Origin of the sequence: Streptomyces sp. NPDC053755 (genome assembly GCF_040677675.1) — a bacterium.
Classification (GTDB): Bacteria; Actinomycetota; Actinomycetes; order Streptomycetales; family Streptomycetaceae; genus Streptomyces.
This window is the reverse complement of sequence record NZ_JBFASK010000013.1, coordinates 128,050-146,483: the sequence shown is the minus strand read 5'-3', so window position 1 is coordinate 146,483 and position 18,434 is coordinate 128,050. Positions and strand designations below refer to the sequence as shown.

General features: G+C 73.2%; 15 protein-coding genes and 3 pseudogenes. 12 read left to right on the top strand and 6 right to left on the bottom strand.

All coding sequences use genetic code 11. The features are described from left to right. The first annotated feature begins 130 nt into the window (after positions 1 to 130). The 6 genes from rhaI (at position 131) to AB0K65_RS15620 (ending at position 7,842) form a co-directional block, all read left to right on the top strand. A complete protein-coding gene (gene rhaI, locus AB0K65_RS15645) occupies positions 131 to 1,300 on the top strand; it encodes an L-rhamnose isomerase (protein WP_365716613.1) in 1,170 nt (389 codons plus the stop codon). A 90-nt stretch (positions 1,301 to 1,390) separates the two neighbouring features. Continuing rightward, positions 1,391 to 3,436: a bifunctional aldolase/short-chain dehydrogenase gene (locus AB0K65_RS15640; protein ID WP_365716611.1), complete on the top strand. Its 2,046-nt coding sequence runs from the start codon at positions 1,391 to 1,393 to the stop codon at positions 3,434 to 3,436. Continuing rightward, the gene (locus AB0K65_RS15635; protein WP_365716609.1) at positions 3,433 to 4,896 is read left to right on the top strand and encodes a rhamnulokinase family protein; all 1,464 of its coding nucleotides are present in this window, start codon (positions 3,433 to 3,435) and stop codon (positions 4,894 to 4,896) included. Before AB0K65_RS15640 ends, AB0K65_RS15635 begins: the two co-directional genes overlap by 4 nt. 71 nt (positions 4,897 to 4,967) lie before the next feature. Further along, complete coding sequence (locus tag AB0K65_RS15630; protein WP_365716607.1) at positions 4,968 to 5,723, top strand: (Fe-S)-binding protein; 756 nt, start codon at positions 4,968 to 4,970, stop codon at positions 5,721 to 5,723. Continuing rightward, positions 5,720 to 7,165 (top strand): lactate utilization protein B, encoded by a 1,446-nt coding sequence (locus AB0K65_RS15625; RefSeq protein WP_365716605.1) that lies wholly within the window; start codon positions 5,720 to 5,722, stop codon positions 7,163 to 7,165. Before AB0K65_RS15630 ends, AB0K65_RS15625 begins: the two co-directional genes overlap by 4 nt. Then, complete coding sequence (locus tag AB0K65_RS15620) at positions 7,162 to 7,842, top strand: lactate utilization protein C (RefSeq protein WP_365716603.1); 681 nt, start codon at positions 7,162 to 7,164, stop codon at positions 7,840 to 7,842. The genes AB0K65_RS15625 and AB0K65_RS15620 overlap by 4 nt, the downstream gene beginning before the upstream one ends. 330 nt (positions 7,843 to 8,172) lie before the next feature. On the opposite strand, the gene AB0K65_RS15615 is transcribed toward AB0K65_RS15620, so the two are convergent. Beyond that, a complete protein-coding gene (locus tag AB0K65_RS15615; protein ID WP_365716601.1) occupies positions 8,173 to 8,817 on the bottom strand; it encodes a TetR/AcrR family transcriptional regulator in 645 nt (214 codons plus the stop codon). Positions 8,818 to 8,926: 109 nt separating this feature from the next. On the opposite strand from AB0K65_RS15615, the gene AB0K65_RS15610 reads away from it, so the two are divergent. After that, positions 8,927 to 9,817, top strand: coding sequence for an NAD(P)-binding domain-containing protein (locus AB0K65_RS15610; protein ID WP_365716599.1), 891 nt, complete (start codon positions 8,927 to 8,929; stop codon positions 9,815 to 9,817). Positions 9,818 to 9,859: 42 nt separating this feature from the next. After that, a pseudogene (locus AB0K65_RS15605) lies at positions 9,860 to 10,012 on the top strand (HEAT repeat domain-containing protein); the annotation flags it as partial. 160 nt (positions 10,013 to 10,172) lie between these two features. Here the strand turns inward: AB0K65_RS15605 and AB0K65_RS15600 are convergent. After that, positions 10,173 to 11,057 carry an alpha/beta hydrolase gene (locus AB0K65_RS15600; RefSeq protein WP_365716597.1) on the bottom strand — a complete coding sequence of 295 codons (885 nt, stop codon included), beginning with the start codon at positions 11,055 to 11,057 and terminating at the stop codon, positions 10,173 to 10,175. 163 nt (positions 11,058 to 11,220) lie between these two features. Between AB0K65_RS15600 and AB0K65_RS15595 the strand changes: the two genes are divergently transcribed. Then, positions 11,221 to 11,601: a metalloregulator ArsR/SmtB family transcription factor gene (locus AB0K65_RS15595; protein WP_365716595.1), complete on the top strand. Its 381-nt coding sequence runs from the start codon at positions 11,221 to 11,223 to the stop codon at positions 11,599 to 11,601. Between the two features lie 52 nt (positions 11,602 to 11,653). On the opposite strand, the gene AB0K65_RS15590 is transcribed toward AB0K65_RS15595, so the two are convergent. The 3 genes and pseudogenes from AB0K65_RS15590 to AB0K65_RS15580 form a co-directional block, all read right to left on the bottom strand. Then, entirely contained in the window at positions 11,654 to 12,886 is a 1,233-nt protein-coding gene (locus tag AB0K65_RS15590; protein WP_365716687.1) for a SpoIIE family protein phosphatase, read from the bottom strand. 35 nt (positions 12,887 to 12,921) lie between these two features. Then, a complete protein-coding gene (locus AB0K65_RS15585; protein WP_365716594.1) occupies positions 12,922 to 13,911 on the bottom strand; it encodes a nitroreductase in 990 nt (329 codons plus the stop codon). A gap of 215 nt (positions 13,912 to 14,126) precedes the next feature. Next, a pseudogene (locus AB0K65_RS15580) lies at positions 14,127 to 14,402 on the bottom strand (LysR family transcriptional regulator); the annotation flags it as partial. A gap of 164 nt (positions 14,403 to 14,566) precedes the next feature. On the opposite strand from AB0K65_RS15580, the pseudogene AB0K65_RS15575 reads away from it, so the two are divergent. The 3 genes and pseudogenes from AB0K65_RS15575 to AB0K65_RS15565 all read left to right on the top strand — a co-directional run. Next, positions 14,567 to 15,539 (top strand): annotated as a pseudogene (locus AB0K65_RS15575) (serine hydrolase); the annotation flags it as partial. A gap of 83 nt (positions 15,540 to 15,622) precedes the next feature. After that, positions 15,623 to 16,630 (top strand): MBL fold metallo-hydrolase, encoded by a 1,008-nt coding sequence (locus AB0K65_RS15570; RefSeq protein WP_365716592.1) that lies wholly within the window; start codon positions 15,623 to 15,625, stop codon positions 16,628 to 16,630. Between the two features lie 171 nt (positions 16,631 to 16,801). Next, on the top strand, positions 16,802 to 17,713 hold the full coding sequence (locus AB0K65_RS15565) for a YihY/virulence factor BrkB family protein (RefSeq protein ID WP_365716590.1): 912 nt from the start codon (positions 16,802 to 16,804) through the stop codon (positions 17,711 to 17,713). A 55-nt stretch (positions 17,714 to 17,768) separates the two neighbouring features. On the opposite strand, the gene AB0K65_RS15560 is transcribed toward AB0K65_RS15565, so the two are convergent. After that, positions 17,769 to 18,377 carry a hypothetical protein gene (locus AB0K65_RS15560; protein WP_365716588.1) on the bottom strand — a complete coding sequence of 203 codons (609 nt, stop codon included), beginning with the start codon at positions 18,375 to 18,377 and terminating at the stop codon, positions 17,769 to 17,771. Between the last annotated feature and the right edge of the window lie 57 nt (positions 18,378 to 18,434).

Sequence of the window (18,434 nt, the reverse complement as noted above, 5' to 3'; positions counted from 1 at the left end):
CACTGATGTTTTGAATCGTTTCACAAATTTCGACTCACCCCCTTGACCGTTGGCTTCACCAGCTGATTGTGTCCTTCTGAAACGATTCACTGGCTGTCGCGGATGCACGGCCCAGGTTGTGAGGTAGCCCATGACTGCCGTGCGGGACGCCGTGAAGGCCGCACTGAGGACGCAGACGATCGAGACGCCCTCCTGGGGGTACGGGAACTCCGGGACCCGCTTCAAGGTGTTCGCCCAGCCCGGCGTGCCCCGCACCCCCAGGGAGAAGCTGGAGGACGCCGCGAAGGTCCACGAATTCACCGGCATCGCCCCCAAGGTCTCCCTGCACATCCCGTGGGACCGGGTCGAGGACTACGCCGCCCTCGCCTCCTTCGCCGAGGAGCACGGCCTGGAGCTGGGCGCGATCAACGCCAACACCTTCCAGGACGACGCGTACAGGCTGGGGAGCGTCTGCCACCCCGACGCCTCCGTGCGCCGCCGCGCGGTGGACCATCTGCTCGCGTGCGTCGACATCATGGACGCCACCGGATCGGCGGACCTCAAGCTGTGGTTCGCGGACGGCACCAACTACCCCGGCCAGGACGACATCCCGGCGCGGCAGGAGCGGCTCGCCGCGTGTCTGGCCGAGGTCTACGCCCGCCTCGGCGAGGAGCAGCGGATGCTGCTGGAGTACAAGTTCTTCGAGCCGGCCTTCTACACCACCGACGTGCCCGACTGGGGTACGGCCTATGCCCACTGCCTGAAGCTGGGGCCGAAGGCGCAGGTCGTGGTGGACACCGGCCACCACGCGCCCGGCACCAACATCGAGTTCATCGTGGCACTGCTGTTGCGCGAGCGGAAGCTCGGCGGTTTCGACTTCAACTCCCGGTTCTACGCCGACGACGACCTGATGGCCGGGGCGGCCGACCCCTTCCAGCTCTTCCGGATCATGCACGAGGTCGTGCGCGGCGGCGGGCTTGCGCCCGAGGCCGGGGTCGCGTTCATGCTCGACCAGTGCCACAACATCGAGGCGAAGGTTCCGGCCGTGATCCGCTCGGTGATGAACGTCCAGGAGGCCACGGCGAAGGCGCTGTTCGTCGACGCGCACGCGCTGGCCGCCGCCCAGCGGTCGGGGGACGTGCTGGCCGCGAACGCCGTCCTGATGGACGCCTTCGCCACCGACGTACGGCCGCTTCTCCGCGAGGTGCGCGAGGAGATGGGCCTGGACGCGGATCCCCTCGCCGCGTACGCCCGTTCCGGCTGGGCCGAGAGAGCCGCCACGGAGCGGGTCGGCGGCGACCAGGCCGGCTGGGGCGCCTGACCCGTCCCGGCTCCCGACGCACTCGGCCCCGATCCCCGACGCACCCGCCCTCGTACCTGTCCGCACCCCCGCGTGTCCTGAAGGATGTCCATGTCTTCCGCTTCCCGTCCCACGCCCTCCGAACTGCTGGCGCGTTCGCACCGTCTCGGCGCCGACCCCCGCAACACCAACTACGCCGGCGGCAACACCTCGGCGAAGGGCGCCGGCACGGACCCCGTGACCGGCGCGGACATCGGCCTGATGTGGGTCAAGGGCTCGGGCGGCGACCTGGGCACCCTGACCGAGGACGGGCTCGCCGTGCTCCGCCTCGACCGGTTGCGTGCCCTCGCGGACGTGTATCCGGGTGCCGAGCGCGAGGACGAGATGGTCGCGGCGTTCGACCACTGTCTCCACGGCAAGGGCGGCGCCGCCCCGTCGATCGACACCGCTCTGCACGGCCTGGTCGACGCGGCGCACGTCGACCATCTCCACCCCGACTCCGGCATCGCGCTGGCCTGCGCCGCCGACGGCGAGAAGCTGACGGCGGAGTGCTTCGGCGAGTCGGTGGTGTGGGTGCCGTGGCGCCGCCCCGGATTCCAGCTCGGCCTGGACATCGCCGCCGTCAAGGCCGCCCACCCGCGGGCGATCGGCTGCGTTCTCGGCGGTCACGGCATCACCGCCTGGGGCGCGACCTCCGAGGAGTGCGAGCGTAACTCCCTGCACATCATCCGCACCGCCGAGGAGTTCCTCGCCGAGCGCGGACGAGCCGAGCCGTTCGGTCCCGTGATCGAGGGGTACGAGCCGCTCGCGGAGGACGAACGCAGGGACCGCGCCGCCGCGCTCGCCCCGCACGTCCGGGCCCTCGCCTCCCAGGACCGGCCGCAGGTCGGGCACTTCACCGACACCGGTGTCGTGCTGGACTTCGTCGCCCGGACCGAGCACCCCCGCCTCGCCGCGCTCGGCACCTCCTGCCCGGACCACTTCCTGCGGACCAAGGTCCGCCCGCTCGTCCTCGACCTCCCGCCGACGGCGCCGCTGGACGTCACCGTCCGCAGGCTGAAGGAACTCCACGCCGCCTACAGCGAGGAGTACGCGGCCTACTACGACCGGCACGCCACCCCCGGCTCCCCCGCGATGCGCGGCGCCGACCCGGCGATCGTCCTCGTCCCCGGCGTGGGCATGTTCTCCTTCGGCAAGGACAAGCAGACCGCCCGGGTCGCGGGCGAGTTCTACGTCAACGCGATCAACGTGATGCGGGGCGCGGAGGCGGTCTCGACGTACGCGCCGATCGACGAGTCGGAGAAGTTCCGCATCGAGTACTGGGAGCTGGAGGAGGCCAAGCTGCGGCGGATGCCGAAGCCGAAGCCGCTGGCCACCCGCGTGGCGCTGGTGACCGGTGCCGGCAGCGGCATCGGCAGGGCGATCGCGCACCGGCTGGCCGCCGAGGGGGCCTGTGTCGTCGTCGCCGACCTCGACGCGGCCAACGCCCGGGCGGTCGCGGAGGAGATCGGCGGGCCGGACACGGCCGTGGCGGTCACGGTGGACGTCACCAGCGAGGAGCGGATCGCCGCCGCGTTCCGCCAGGCGGTCCTCGCGTTCGGCGGGGTCGACCTGGTCGTCAACAACGCCGGCATCTCCATCTCCAAGCCGCTCCTGGAGACGTCCGCGAGGGACTGGGACCTCCAGCACGACATCATGGCCCGAGGATCGTTCCTCGTCTCCCGCGAGGCCACACGGATCATGATCGACCAGGGTCTCGGCGGCGACATCGTCTACATCGCGTCGAAGAACGCGGTCTTCGCCGGGCCGAACAACATCGCCTACTCGGCCACCAAGGCCGACCAGGCCCACCAGGTCCGGCTGCTCGCCGCCGAGCTGGGCGAACACGGCATCCGTGTCAACGGCGTCAACCCCGACGGGGTGGTGCGCGGGTCCGGGATCTTCGCCGGCGGCTGGGGTGCCCAGCGGGCCGCGACGTACGGCATCGAGGAGGAGAGGCTCGGCGAGTTCTACGCCCAGCGGACACTGCTCAAGCGGGAGGTGCTGCCCGAGCACGTGGCGAGCGCGGTCTTCGCGCTCACCGGCGGGGACCTCACCCACACCACCGGACTGCACGTCCCCGTCGACGCGGGCGTCGCCGCGGCCTTCCTGCGATGACGGCGCTGCGCGGCGGATCGTTCGCCGCCGTCGACCTCGGAGCCGGAAGCGGACGCGTCATGGTGGGCCGGGTGGCCCGGGACGTCCTGGAGCTCACGGAGGCGCACCGGTTCGCCAACCGGCCCGTCCACCTCCCGGAGGGTCTGCGCTGGGACGTCCACGCGCTGTACGCGGGGATCCTGGACGGGCTGCGCGCCGCCGGGCCGGTCGACTCGATCGGCGTCGACGGCTGGGCCGTGGACCACGGGCTCCTCGACGCCGACGGCCGCCTCCTCGGCGCGCCCGTGCACTACCGCGACGCGCGCACCGAGGGCGTGGCGGAGGAGGTCTGGCGGACCGTCCCCGCCGAGCGGCTGTACGCCCGCACGGGCATCCAGTACGCCCCGTTCAACACGCTGTACCAACTCGTCGCGGCGCGGCGGACGCCCCAGGCGTCGATCGCCAGGCGGGCGCTGCTGGTCCCCGACCTGATGACGTACTGGCTGACCGGCGCGCAGGGCACGGAGGTGACCAATGCCTCGACGACCCAGCTGGTCGACCCCCGTACCGGCACGTGGGCGACGGACATCGCGCAGTCGCTCGGCATCGACCTCGGCCTCTTCGCGCCGCTGCGCCGTCCGGGTGACCCGGCGGGCAGCCTGCTGCCGCACGTGACCGAGGCTCTGGGCCTGCGGGAGGCGGTTCCCGTCACCACGGTCGCGTCCCACGACACGGCCTCGGCCGTCGCCGCGGTCCCGGCCGGGCGCCGTGAGAACTTCGCGTACATCTGTACCGGCACCTGGTCCCTGGCCGGGCTCGAACTCGACGCGCCCGTCCTCACGGAGGCGAGCCGGCGGGCGAACTTCACCAACGAACTCGGCATCGACGGCACCGTCCGCTATCTGCGCAACATCATGGGCCTGTGGCTGCTGCAGGAGTGCATGCGCGACTGGAACGAGGCGGACGTGACGGCGGTTCTGCGGGAGGCGGCCTCGGCCGAGGGACTGCGGTCGGTGGTCGACGCGTCCGACTCCGCGTTCCTGGCGCCCGGCCGGATGCCGCGGCGCATCGCGGAGGCGTGCCGGGCCACCGGGCAGCCCGTGCCGTCGACCCGGGGCGAGACCACCCGGTGCATCCTCGACTCCCTCGCGCTGGCGCACCGGCGCGCGATCGGGGAGGCGCAGCGGCTCTCCGGCCGTCCCGTCGACGTGGTGTACGTGGTCGGGGGCGCCGCCCGCAACGCGCTGCTGTGCCGGCTGACGGCCGACGCGTGCGGCATTCCCGTCGTCGCCGGTCCGGTGGAGGCGGCCGCGCTGGGGAATGTACTGGTGCAGGCCCGTGCCCGGGGACTCGTCGGCGACCGCGAACGGATGCGTGAGCTCGTGGCGCGCACCCAGCCGCTGCACCGCTACGAACCCTCGGGCGACCGGGCGTCCTGGGACGCGGCCGCCCGCCGGATCGCCGCCCAGGACGGCCACTGATCCTCCGGGCGGGCACGGCCCCTGACACCGTGCCCGTCCGGAGCCTTACCGAACGGATCGGAGGACCGCGAATGCGTGTCGCCCTCTTCCTCACCTGTGTCAACGACACGCTCTATCCGGAGACCGGCCGCGCTGTGGTGCGGCTGCTGAGCCGGCTCGGCGTCGACGTCGACTTCCCCCTCGGCCAGACGTGCTGCGGTCAGCCGCACTACAACACCGGCTACCGCCGCCAGGCGGAACCGCTCGCCCGCCGGTTCGCGGACGTCTTCGCCGGCTACGACGCCATCGTCACGCCCTCCGGCTCATGCGGAGCCATGGTGCGCGAGCTGTACCCGCGCATGGGCGAACGCGCCCGGACGGAAGGCCGGGGCACCGCACTGGCCCGGGCCGTCGCCGAGGTCGTGCCCAAGACCTACGAACTCACCGAGTTCCTGATCGACGTCCTCGGTGTCACGGACGTCGGCGCGTACTTCCCGCACACGGTCACCTACCACCCCACCTGCCACGGCCTGCGCGGCCTCCGCCTCGGCGACCGGCCCTACCGGCTTCTCCAGGCCGTCGACGGGCTGGAGTTGGCGGAGCTGCCCGGCGCGGAGGAGTGCTGCGGCTTCGGCGGCACCTTTGCCGTGAAGAACCCCGACGTCTCGGCCGCGATGGGCACCGACAAGGTCGAGGCCGCCGCCTCCACCGGAGCGACCGCCCTGTGCGCGGCGGACAACTCCTGCCTGATGCACCTCGGCGGCATCATGACACGGCTGGGCAGCGCGATGCGGCCGGTCCACATCGCCGAGATCCTGGCGAGCACCAAGGAGGAACCTCTCGTATGAGCGGTACGTATCTGGGCATGCCGGCCTTTCCCGCGGCCGCGCGGGCCGCGGTCGGCGACACGACCCTGCGGGCCAACCTGCGCCACGCCACCCACACCATCCGCGACAAACGCACCCGCGCCGTCGCCGAACTCGACGACTGGGCCGCACTACGCCAAGCCGGCAAACGGATCAAGGACCACACCCTGCGCCACCTCGACCGCTACCTCCTCCAACTCGAGGAATCGGTCCAACGAGCCGGAGGAACCGTTCACTGGGCCACCGACGCCGCCGACGCCAACCGCATCGTCACCGACCTCGTCAAAGCCACCGGCGAGAACGAGGTCCTCAAGGTCAAATCCATGACCACCCAGGAGATCGGCCTCAACGAGCACCTGGAATCCGAAGGCATCCGCGCCTACGAAACCGACCTCGCCGAACTCATCGTCCAACTCGGCCACGACCGCCCCTCCCACATCCTCGTCCCCGCCATCCACCGGAACCGCCACGAGATCCGCGACATCTTCACCCGCGAGATGGGCCGCTGGGGCCGCCCCGCCCCCCACGACCTCACCGACGAACCCACCGCCCTCGCCGAGGCCGCCCGCCTGCACCTCCGCGAGAAGTTCCTCCGCGCCAAAGTCGCCGTCTCCGGGGCCAACTTCATGGTCGCCGAGACCGGCACCCTCGTGGTGGTCGAATCCGAGGGCAACGGCCGCATGTGTCTGACCCTCCCGGACACTCTCATCTCCGTCGTCGGCATCGAGAAGACCATCCCCACCTGGCAAGACCTCGAAGTCTTCCTCCAGACCCTCCCCCGCTCCTCCACCGCCGAACGCATGAACCCCTACACCAGCATGTGGACCGGCACCACCGACGACGACGGACCCCGCACCTTCCACCTCGTCCTCCTCGACAACGGCCGCACCGACACCCTCGCCGACGCCACCGGCCGCCAAGCTCTCCGCTGCATCCGCTGCTCCGCCTGCCTCAACGTCTGCCCCGTCTACGAACGAGCCGGAGGCCACGCCTACGGCTCCGCCTATCCCGGCCCCATCGGCGCCATCCTCACCCCGCAACTCCGCGGCACCACCACCGCCATCGACACCACGCTCCCCTACGCCTCCACCCTCTGCGGCGCCTGCTACGACGTCTGCCCCGTCGCCATCGACATCCCCGAAGTCCTCGTCCACCTGCGGGAGAAGGTCGCCGACCAGGGCGGCAAGGGGCACCGGCTGGAGAAGGCGGCCATGGGCGCGGCCGCATGGGCCTTCGACCACCCCGGAATGTTCGCCTCAGGTCAGCGCGTCGCGTCGCTCACCCGCAGTCTGCACCCCTCACGCCTGCCGGGCCCCGGCCGGGCGTGGACCGATACCCGCGATCTGCCGCGACTTCCCGAGCGGTCCTTCCGCGACTGGTGGAAACAACGGCAGGAGCACAAGGGAAGGGCGGACGGCCGGTGAGCGGCCGGGAGCAGATCCTCGCCCGCATCCGCCGGGCACTGGAGAACGACCCGCGCACCCCGGTCGACGGCGAGAGGGCGGTGGTCCGCGACTACGCGCGCGTGCACGGCGACCGGACGCCCGAGGAGACCGTCGATCTGCTGGTCACCACCTTGGAGGAGTACCGGGCCGTCGTGCACCGCTGCCGCCCCGCCGGGCTCGCGGAGCTCGTCGCCCGGCTGCTCGACGAGCGCGGAGCCAGGAGCGTGATCGTCCCCCGGGACCTGCCGGACGACGTGACCGGAGCCGCGAGGTGCGAGGTGCGCCGGGAGCGGGACGACGACACCCCGCGGGATCTCGACGCTGTCGACAGCGTCGTGACCGGCTGCTCCGTCGCGATCGCCGAGACCGGCACCCTCGTGCTCGACGCGGGACAGGCCCAGGGGAGCCGGCGCCTCACGCTCGTACCGGACCACCACATCTGCGTCGTCCACGCCCCCGCGCAGGTCGTCGGTTCGGTCCCTCAGGCCATCGGACGCCTCGACCCCACCCGCCCCCTGACCTGGATCTCCGGCCCGTCCGCGACCAGCGACATCGAACTCGACCGCGTCGAGGGGGTCCACGGCCCCCGGCGCCTCGACGTCGTCATCGTCGACGCCGCCGACCGAGGACGGAGCCCCGGTCCCGCCGCGCCGTGACGCGTCCCGGAGATGCGCCCGACCGGGTGCGGTGCCGGAATGAGGCCAGGTCTCGTGCTCACCGACGAGCGACGCCGCCACGGCCTCTCGCTCCACAACGGCGCCCTCACCCACGCTCGACCGCCGACGGGGTCGAGCCGAAGAGCCCGGCGGGGCTCACCCCGCGCCTCACCAGGCCCCAGCTCCTCGGCATCCTGGCCGGCAAGGGTCTCGACGGGGTGAGCCCCGACGGTGACGCGGCCTTGCTCGCTCGCGTCTTCTCCTGCGTCACCGCACCGGACACGGCCTTCCCCGTCGTCACGCCCTGAGCCCTGTCCCGCCGAGGTCCCGTCAGAGATACGAGTCGATCAGGCGCGACAGATGGCGGCCGGCCAGGAGCAGGGGCGTCTCCGAGCGGGTGACCTGGGCGGAGACCTCCGCCCCCTCCAGGGTGTTGACGACCGTGGCGGCCAGGGACTCCGCCTCGGGGCCGGGGAGCCCGCAGCCGAGGAGTTTGTCGGCGACCAGGCGCTGCCAGGACGCCAGGGCTTCGGCGCAGGCGCGCTGGATGGGGTTGTCCGTGCCGAGGGTCTCCAGGGCGGCCGCGGTGACGGGGCAGCCGTCGATCCAGCCGGAGGCGCGTAGTTCGGTGGCGAGTGTGCGGGCACACGCGTCGACCGCGGCGCCGGGGGCGTCCTCGCCGTCCAGGGCGTCGCGCAGCAGCGCGGCGAACTCCTCGCGGCCGTGCTCCATGGCCGCCACGGCGACGGCTTCCTTCCCACCCGGGAAGAAGTGGTAGACGGAGCCGAGCGTCGCCTCCGCCTCCTGTGCGATCTGCTTGATGCCCGTGCCGACATATCCCTGCCGCTGGATGAGGCGGGACGCGGCGACGACGATGCGATCGCGGGTGCCTCCGGCCCCGCCCGTCCCACCCGCCCCGCGCGTCCGGTCGACCCCGCCGGCGCCGTCGGCGCTGCTCGCGCTGCTCTTCTGCATGCGGTGAGCCTACCGACTCATTGAGTAGAGCGTTCGCTCTAGAACCGTGCTAACTTCATCCCTGTCATTGGATAGAGCGTTCGTTCTAGACCTTTCGAGGGGACTCCGCATGCCCGGCACGACCACCGGCTCCACCCGATCCGTCACCGTCATCGGCCTCGGCCCCATGGGAAGCGCCATGGCCGGCGCCTTCCTCGCCCAGGGCTACGACGTCACCCTGTGGAACCGCACCGCCTCCCGCGCCGACGCCCTCGTGCGCCGCGGCGCCGTCCTCGCCGCCTCCCCCGCCGAGGCGGTCGCCGCCAACGAGCTCGTGGTGCTCAGCCTCACCGACTACGAAGCGCTGTACGCCGTCCTGGGCGGCGTCGATCCGGCGGTCCTGGACGGCCGGGTCCTGGTCAACCTCAGCTCCGACACGCCCCGCCGCGCCCAGGAGGCGGCCGACTGGGCGCGGGAGCGCGGCGCCGTCCAGCTCACCGGCGGGGTCCTCGTCCCGCCCTCGGGCATCGGCAGCCCCGGCTCCTCGACCTTCTACAGCGGCCCGCGCGAGGTCTTCGAGGCCCACCGGCCCACGCTGGAAGTGCTCACCGGCACCGACTACCGAGGCGAGGACCCCGGCCTGGCCGCGCTCTTCTACCAGCTCAACATGGTCATGTTCTGGACCGCGTTGAGCTCCTACTGGCAGGCCATCGCCCTGGCCGACGCGCATGGCATCAAGGCCGCCGACCTCCTTCCGCACGCCCTCGGCGCCCTGGATCTGACGCGGTTCCTGGAGTTCTACGCACCTCGCGTCGACGCGGGCGACCACTCCGGGGACGTCGACCGGCTCGCCATGGGACTCGCCAGCGCCGAGCACGTCCTGCACACCGTCCTGGACGCCGGCGTCGACGCGGCGCTGCCCGCCGCCGTCGTCGACCTCTTCCGGCGCGGCGTCGAGGCCGGCCACGGCGGCGACAGCGGCTCCAGCCTCGTGGAGGTGCTCAAGCGACCCGCGCGGTGAGCGGCCGGCCGCCCACCCGGTAAGCCTGCCGCTCTCCGCAACCTGGAGAGCGGCAGTGCGGCGGTGCGGCTGCGCGCCGCCATAACGGTCGGTACGGTTCCGGACCCCCGGTTCGTCGACGCGCTGATCACACGGTGCGCGGCCGAGCCCGCATTCCACGTACGGGAGATGCTGACGTGGTCGCTCACCCGCCACTCCCGTGCCAATGGAGGCCCTGGTCGAGGCGGCGCCGGGCGAGAGCGAACCGAACGTGACGAGCGCCCTGCGGTGGGCCCCGGCGCCCGTCGCCGGGGCGGCCGTGCCTCTCGACTCGGCCGCCCCGGCGACGGCGAACCCGTCACCGCCGGCCCGCGCCTCAGCCCGCGTCGGCCAGTACGTCGCGGAGCGTGCGGGCGAACTCCTCCGGGGCGCCCTGCTGACCGTACTCGCCGCCGAGGAAGCCTCCGTGGTGGCTCGGGAAGACGGTGAGGGTGGTGCCCAGCTCCCGCGCGATCTCCGCAGCCGCGCGGGCCGGCCACTCCCCCTCCGACTCCTTGCCCGCCGCGACGACCACCCGGGTCGGAGCGGCCCGGAGCGCGGCCGTGTCGGGCCGGAATCCCGTGCAGCCGATCATGTTCTGGCCCAGCAGGGGGTCGTCCCGTGACCCGTCGTCCTCGGTCGGCAGCCCGAAGGCCGCCGGGTCCGGCGCCGGCGCGTCACGCCAGTCGTCGGGAAAGAGCCCCTTGTGGCCGACGGTGGCGAGGAACTTGGCCATCGCCGGCCCCATCCCCTTCTGGAGGTACGTGGCGTGGATGTCCTCGCAGATCCCGAGGACGGCCTCGCCGTCGGGCAGCACCCTCGCCGCCGGCGGCTCGTGCGCGACGAGCGTCGCCACCAGCTCGCCGTGCCCGGCCACCAGGGCGAACGCGTTCACGGCGCCGCCGCTGCTCGCGAAGAGGTCCACCGGACCGGCGCCGAGCGCCTCGATCACCCGCCGCAGATCGTCGGCGTGCTCCTCCGGAGTCGTCCGGCGGGCACCGTCGGTACGCGCGCTGCGACCGGTGCCCCGCGGGTCGTAGGTCACGACGGTGCGGTCGGCGAAGTGCGCGGCGAGCGTGCCGAAGCCTGCCGCGTCCATCGGCGAGCCGATCAGCATCAGCGGCCGGCCGCCCGTGGCGTCGCCGTCCGGCCGCCGTACGTCGTAGGTGACCGTCGCGCCCGGCGCGTCCACGGTGCGGGTGTCGGTGTCGACCATGTTCATCTCCTCGGGAAGAGCAACCACTGCATCTGTAGACCGGCCCGGGCCCGGCGACTCATCGGTCCGCGGCGTCCTTCTTTCGACCGCCCCCGGACACGAAGGACCACTCCCAGGGCCGGCCCCTGGAGCGGGAAGCCCTCGGGACCCGCGCCGAACGGCCCGCCCCGTGACGGACGAACCCCCCGCCGGGGACGTCGACAGCGTCCTCGGCGCGCTCGCCGATCCGACACGCCGGCAGTGGCTCGACCTTCTGGCCGCACAGGGCGAGGCGTCCGCGGCGAGGCTCGCCGAGCGACTGCCCGTGTCGCGGCAGGCGGTGGTCAAGCACCTCGCCGTCCTCGACGCCGCCGGACTGGTCTCCGGAAACCGGGCCGGCCGCGCGGCGCGGCATGCGGTGCGGCCGGCGGCCCTGGACACGACGGCGCGGTGGATGGCGTCACTCGCGGCCGACTGGGACCGCGGGCTGGCTCGCGTCAAACGCGTCGCCGAGGCGGCGGCGCGGGACGACGGCCCGACCCCCCACGACGGTCCGACACCCCCCGGCTGACCACGCGGCCGCTTCACGCGGAGCGGTCGCACGCGCCTGTCACCGGCGCCTGTCACAGGCGGACGACGATGAGGGCGATGTCGTCCCGGGCCCCGCCCACCACGCCGAGGCGGGTCAGCAGCGCGTCCGCGAGACGGCCGGGGCTCAGGCGGGCATGGCGTCCGAGGGCGTCGGTGAGCCGGTTCAGACCGGCGTCGATGTCCTCGTCACGGCGCTCGATGAGCCCGTCGGTGTACAGCACGAGGGTGTCGCCGGGGGTGTAGGACACGGCGGCGTGCGGGCGCGAGACGTGCTCGGGACGGGCGCCGAGGGGTGGGTCGGTGGCCTGGTCCAGCAGGTCGCAGGTGCCGTCGGGGTGCACGAGGACGGGTGGAGGGTGGCCGGCGCTGCTGTAGGCCACGCGCTCGTGGCGCGTGTCGATGACGGCCTGGACGGCGGTCGTGGCCAGCGCTCCTTCGACCGAGCGGGCGTACAGGCCGAGGACCTCGAGGGAGGCGGCCGGCTGGTGCAGGGCGCGGACGGCGGCGCTCAGCGCGCTGCGGAGCATGCCCATGACGGTGGCGGCCTCGAGCCCGTGGCCGACGACGTCGCCGACCGCGACACCGAAGCAGCCGTCGGGCAGATCGACGACGTCGTACCAGTCTCCGCACACGTTCAGGGAGCCCACGGCGGGCAGATAGCGCACCTCGACGTCCCCGTGCCGCTCCAGGTCCGGCGAGTGGAGCATCGCCCCCTGCAGGGCGATCGCGATCTGGCGCTCCCGGGAGTGCGCCTGGCGCAGTTCCTCGTTCAGCCGCTGGAGTTCCCGGGACCGCGCGTACAGCTCGGCCTCCATCGCCTCCCGCTTCCCGAGCGGTCCTCCCGGCCCGGTCAGGCGGGAGCGGACGAAGTCGGTCACGTCCTCCACCCGGTGGATGATCCACGCCACCCGTCCGTCCCGGCCGAGCACGGGGGTGTTGATCGGTGACCACCACCGCTCCTCGAAGGCCCCGGGCCGGTGTGCCACCGGGATGTCGTACTTCTGCACGGCCATCGTGTCCGGGCTTCTCGACTGCAGGACACGGTGCAGCGACGCGCCCAGGTTCTCCACCCCGTCCGCGGTGGCGTCCTCAGGGTTGTCCGGGAAGGCGTCGAACAGGTGCAGACCGACGAGATCCCGCCTGCTGCGCCCGGTGGCCTGCAGATACGCGTCGTTGACGTCGACGATCACCAGGTCCGGACTCAGCACCAGGTACGGACTGGGTGTGGCGGCGAACAGCGCCTTGTAGTCGAGGTCCGGTCCCACCGTCTTCGCGTCGGTCCCTTCCACCGGGCGCCCCCTCACCGCAGGCTCAGCACGTCCGCCACCGGCCTGCGTGGTGTCGCGTCACCCCGGGGGCCGTAGCCGAGACGGAACACCATGTGGACGAAGCCGACCGCGGAACTCGGATCGCGTACGGACCGGCGGAGCTCGGGCCATTCCAGGGGCTGCGACATCAGCGAGGTCGCGAGGCCGTCGAGCGTCGCCTGCAACAACACGCGCTGCATCGCCTGGCCCGCGCGCAACCAGTCCGCCGGGGAGTCCTCCACCGTGCCGAGCAGCGCGATCTGGGGGTGTGACTCGAAGACCGCCGCGGCGCGGTCCGCGACGCGGCGCCGGGAGTCGAAGTCCCGCACGGGGGCGCTCACACCGTACTGCCGTGGCCCCATGGCTCCGGCCGGGATGCCCTCGTTGGCGGGCCCCTCCCCGGCGTCCTCCGTGCGGGTCCAGCCGGCGATCTCCGCGCGCACGGCCTCGCTCGCCGCCTCGAGCATCTCGGCGTCGCGTACGAGCCCCATGACGGCGTCGGCGTGCCAGGCGCCGGGCGTGATCAGCCGGCAGCCCTCCAGCAGGGCGGCCGCGCCGAGCCCGTCGAGTATCGGTGCCGGGATCCGCTCGTCCGAGAAGGGAAACCGGCTCGTGTGCCGCCGCCGGATCGCGGGATGGAGGTCCGCCAGCGCGTGGTCCGGGCTGCCGGTCCGCCTGAGCGCCACATCGGCCAGGTACCAGGGGTCCTCCGGGTCCGGGAGCAGCCGGACCTCCGGGGACCAGCCCTTGTCTGCGGCGGACACCCGCAGGTTGAACAGGGCGGCGCCGCAGCCCAGGTGCAGGGCCCGGTGGTCCGCGTCGGCGAACGGCAGGCTCCGGTCGGGGTCGCCGTACAGGGCCAGGGAAGCACCGCCCGTGCGATGGACGAACCTCCAGGGCTGGGCATTGTGCATGGAGGGCGCCGTCACGGCGTCCTCGACCAGCGACGTCACGACCGCCGCGTCGAGTTCTGCAGTGGACACGGCTCGTCCTGTCTGTGCGGGATCGCCACGCGGACGAGCGCGCCGGCGATCGTGTGCACCCCCGGGGTCCGGTCGGCCTTTCCCGCCCCCTCTTCGCATTGTCCCAGTTCGTACCGAGCTTCACATCGCGAAGCCGCACGCGACGCCTGTCGACGTGCGGACGAGGGCCGCGGCGAGGGTTCGCCGGCCGCACGCGGAGGCGAGAACGCCGACGATCAGCCCGCCGTCTCGTCGTACACCACCGCCCAGGGGCGCGGCGGCCCGTCCGGCGCGGGTGCGCCGTCGTCGCGACGCGGCGTCGCCGTACGGTCGCGGGCGAGCACGTCGGCCGCGAGCTCGGCGAAGTGAGGGGCGGCCGGGTGGGCGGTCCGGCCCGCGGACCAGGCTCCGGTGATCCGCTGGGTGAGGGGGCGGCCCGCAAGGGGCCGCCAGACGACACGTGGCTCCTTGCGGGCCGCCGCCCCCTGGTCGAAGGCGACACCGTGGCCCGCCTGGTCGGCGCGGCGGCCCGGCTGAAGTGCAGTTCGTCGGCGACCGCGACGAAGATGCGCAGGTGGCGCAAGAGATCCACAGCCAGGGACCTTACGTGAGGGGCGAGGCGATGGTCGAGGGACGGATCCGTGAGGTCTTCGCACGGGTGGGTGCGGAGGGGCTGCTGCACGCTGTCCCGATCGACGGGCAGCCCGGCGCGGACGGCATGACCGTCGGCACGCGTTCGGGGGCCGGCGAGGTGGCCGTTCGGCGCGTGTGCGAGGGCAGAGGCGCCGACCGTGGGCATCGGCTCGGAGGCCGGCGCGGTGGGCGCCTGCGCGGGCTCGGCGGCCGGCGAGGTGGCCGTCGGCGCCGACGAGCCCGTCGTGATCGCCTCGATCTTCAAGGTGTTGCTGGTCCTGGAGTTCGCGCGCCAGGTCGCCGCCGGCCAGCTCGATCCCCGTGAACGGGTCCGGGTCACCGCGGCCGACCGGCTCGGGGGCTGGGGTACGGCCGGGTGCGCGGACGACGTCGAGCTGTCCCTGCGCGATCTGGCCTTCTTCGCGATCTCGGTGAGCGACAACTCGGCAGCGGACCTCCTGCTGGCCCACGTCGGCCTGGACACCGTGCGGCTCCTGGCAGCGGAACTCGGCCTCGACGGGACCCGGATCGTGGGCGGACCGCGCGACGTCCTGCGGTCGATGCTCTCCGAGGTCGGCGCGCGCGACGAGAGGGAGTTCGCCCTCCGCTACCCGGCTCTCCCGGACGAGCGCAAGAGGCGCATGAGCGTTCTGGACCCCTCGCGGACCAACGCCGGCACGCCTCGGGAGATCACCCGGCTGCTGCGTCTCGTCTGGCGTGACGAGGCGGGCCCTCCGGACGCCTGCGCGCAGGTGCGGGAACTGATGGCCCGCCAGGTGTTCCGGCACCGGTTGGTGTCGGGGTTTCCGGACGAGGTGACCGTCGCGGCGAAGACCGGAACCCTGCCCGGCCTGCACATGGAGGCGGGGGTCGTCCGGTATCCCGACGGCAGCCGTTACGCGCTCTCCGTCTTCGCCCGCACCCGGGAGCTCGCCGCCTCACGTCCGGCGGTGGACGCGGCGATCGGCGCCGCGGCCCGGATCGCCGTCGACTTCCTGCGCGAACACCCCCTGTGACCTGGTCTCATATGCGCCCGCGTATCGGACCCCCGGTATTTTGATCTTGGACGCCGGCCGGTGTCTCCTGGTCTCCTGGCCGCATGAACGACGACACAGACGCACGGCGCCCGAAGCGGCGCGTCCCGGGTCTCGGCCGACGTACGGTGCTGCGAGGCGCCGCGCTCGGAGCGGCCGTTCCGCTCCTCCCCTCCCCCGCCGTCGCGGCGGCGGGGGCGACGGCCCGCGGGGTCCCGCCGACCGGTGCGGCGTCCTTCCGCTGGCTGGGGACGTCCGGCTGGCGCATCGACGTCGAGGGGCGGACGGTGCTCTTCGACCCGTACGTCACCCGGTTCAGGACCGGCCTGTTCGCCGGGGCCTTCGATGCGGGCACGAAGCTGAGGTCCGACCCCGGACGGATACGAGAGCACATCGGGCACCCCGAGATCGTCCTGGTCAGCCACTCCCACTGGGACCACATCGCCGACGTGCCCCACATCGCCAGGACCACCGGCGCCCGGGTCGTCGGCACCGAGACCACCTACCACCTGCTGGTGGCGTTCGGGGTCGACCCCGGGCAGATCTCGGTGGTGAAGGGCGGCGAGGTGCTGGACTTCGACGGCCTCACCGTCGAGGTCGTGCCGAGTCTCCACAGTCGCAACAAGCGGCACACCTACTTCGCCCCGGGCACGCTCGACGCGCCACCCCCGGCAGCCCCCCGCACCATCTCGGACCTGCCGGAGGGCGACACGCTCGCCTTCCAGGTGACGGCCGGAAGCGACGGACCCTCGGCCTTCCTGATGGGCGCCAGCGACTTCTCCGAGCGGGCGGTCCAGGGGCTGACCCCCGACCTCGCGATGGTCGCGGTACCGTCCAGCGCCTCGACGTCCCGCTACGTACCGCGCCTGCTGCGGGCGCTCGGGTGGCCCGGCGTCGTCGTACCCGTGCACTGGGACGACTTCGAGGAGCCCTTGAGCCGACCGCCCCGCCGCGACCCGGCGATGGACCTGGACGCGTTCGTCGCCCTGGTGCACCAGGAGTCTCCGGCGAGCCGGATCGTCGTCCCGGACTACCGCACCACCTACGGCGCGGACATGCGGCCGAAGCCCTGACCCGTACCGCCCCGCCCTCCCTGACCCACGGGGCCCGGTCCGCCCTCATCGCGGTCGCGTCGCCACGGCGTGGGCCGGCCGTCGCGGGGAAGCAGGAAGGGGACCCTGCCGGTCACCGCTCGGGAAGGCGGCGGCCCACGGTGCGGCAGGCCGGAACGGAGCGGTGGTTTCATGACGATCGGTATCCCCGCGAGCGGCTCGGCGCCCGGCCGGGGCGGGCGCGGGCGCGGCGAGTACGCCCGCGCTCTGGCCCGTACGCCGGTCGCCGTCTGGGCGGACGACCTCACCGACTGGGCAGCCGCCCTGACGTACTACGCGGTCCTGGCCGTCTTCCCGGCCCTCCTGGTGATCGTGTTCTCCACGGCACTGCTCGGCACGGGCTCCCCGCAGGAGGTCATCGCCCAGCTGGAGGCGTTCGTGCCCGAGGCGGCCCACCCGGTGCTCGCGCAGGCGCTGGGCAGCCCGCGGGAGGACCAGTCGGTGCGGTGGATGCTGGTCGTGCTGACCGGGGGCGCGGCGCTGTGGTCCGCCACCAGCTACCTCGCGGTGTTCCGGCGCGCACTGCACGCGATGTACGGGGTCCCCGACTGCCGCCCCGCGTGGCGGACGCTGCCCGCCGTCCTGCTGAGGGCGGTGACCGTGCTCGCTCTCCTGGTCAGCGGTGTGCTGACGCTGACGGCCACCGAGCGGGTCGCCCGCGCCATCGGCCGGGGCACGGGAAGGGACCATCAGGCGGCGCTGGTGTGGGCGGGGCTGAGGTGGCCGCTGCTGCTCCTCGTGGTCGTGGCCCTGGTCCTGTTGCTCTTCCGGTCCGGGCCGCCCGAGGGCCGCGGAGTGCGGCAGACGGTCGCCGGCGGAGCCTTGGCGGTACTTCTCTGGCTGCTCGCGTCGGTGGGGTTCGCGTTCTACGCGGCGCACATCGCGACGTACGACCGCCTGTACGGCTCCCTCGCGGGAGTGGTGGCCTTCCTCGTCTGGCTGTGGGTGTCGCACGTCGTCCTGCTGGCCGGCGCGCAGTTCAACGCCGAACTGGCCCGGGACGGGGAGCCGCAGCGGCCCGGCCCCTGCCCCGAAACGACGTGACGCACCCGCGGCTCCCCCCCCCATCCGCCCGTCCTCTTCCTCCGCCTCGTGGGGTTCAGATCCCGCCTCGGCGCCTGTTCCGTGCGGCGAGCAGGACCGCCGCGCCGCCGACGAGGACGACTCCGCCGGCCGCCGCCCCGGCGCCGGGCAGTGCGGAGGGCGCCTCGGCGTCGGCGGACGTCTCCGTCGACCGCGCCGTCGCCCTGCCGGTGGGAGGGTGGGGCGCCGAGGTGGCGGGGGAGGGGTCGGCCGGTGGCGCGGAGGGAGTCCTCGGCTCCGGGGCGGCGGCCACGGTGATGTCCGCCTCGTCGCGGCCGAGCGCGGGATGACCCACCTCGACGGCTACCTTCCACCGGCCTGCGGGCAGCGCCTCGACGGTGGTGAAGCGCCTCTCGTCCGACGGGTCGCGGACCAGGAGCCACGGTCCCGCCGTCCGCGCGCCGTCCGCGCTGACGGCGTTGACGGTGGCGGCGACCCGGTCTCCGACGGAGTCCTCGTCGTTCTCCCAGGTGATCCGGGCCGTCACGCGCCCGTGCTCGTGTCCGCCGATGTGGACCGCCAGAGTGCCTCCGTGGGCGCGGGCGGTACCGGCGGGGAGGGTGAGGAGCGACAGGACGGCCACCACCACGGCGGTCGCCGCGGTCGCTGGACGCGGTATGTGCACAGGGTCCTCCAGGGATGTGCTCGATGCGAGGGATGGGGGGCGGCGAAGGAAGCGGGG

What these genes read in the sequence shown, in the direction of transcription:
- AB0K65_RS15635 (WP_365716609.1), top strand. Translation starts at nt 3,433, where the DNA reads ATGACGGCGCTGCGCGGCGGATCGTTCGCCGCCGTCGACCTCGGAGCC.
- AB0K65_RS15610 (WP_365716599.1), top strand. Translation starts at nt 8,927, where the DNA reads ATGCCCGGCACGACCACCGGCTCCACCCGATCCGTCACCGTCATCGGC.
- AB0K65_RS15565 (WP_365716590.1), top strand. Translation starts at nt 16,802, where the DNA reads ATGACGATCGGTATCCCCGCGAGCGGCTCGGCGCCCGGCCGGGGCGGG.
- AB0K65_RS15625 (WP_365716605.1), top strand. Translation starts at nt 5,720, where the DNA reads ATGAGCGGTACGTATCTGGGCATGCCGGCCTTTCCCGCGGCCGCGCGG.
- rhaI (WP_365716613.1), top strand. Translation starts at nt 131, where the DNA reads ATGACTGCCGTGCGGGACGCCGTGAAGGCCGCACTGAGGACGCAGACG.
- AB0K65_RS15570 (WP_365716592.1), top strand. Translation starts at nt 15,623, where the DNA reads ATGAACGACGACACAGACGCACGGCGCCCGAAGCGGCGCGTCCCGGGT.
- AB0K65_RS15630 (WP_365716607.1), top strand. Translation starts at nt 4,968, where the DNA reads ATGCGTGTCGCCCTCTTCCTCACCTGTGTCAACGACACGCTCTATCCG.
- AB0K65_RS15640 (WP_365716611.1), top strand. Translation starts at nt 1,391, where the DNA reads ATGTCTTCCGCTTCCCGTCCCACGCCCTCCGAACTGCTGGCGCGTTCG.
- AB0K65_RS15615 (WP_365716601.1), bottom strand. Translation starts at nt 8,817, where the DNA reads ATGCAGAAGAGCAGCGCGAGCAGCGCCGACGGCGCCGGCGGGGTCGAC.
- AB0K65_RS15600 (WP_365716597.1), bottom strand. Translation starts at nt 11,057, where the DNA reads ATGAACATGGTCGACACCGACACCCGCACCGTGGACGCGCCGGGCGCG.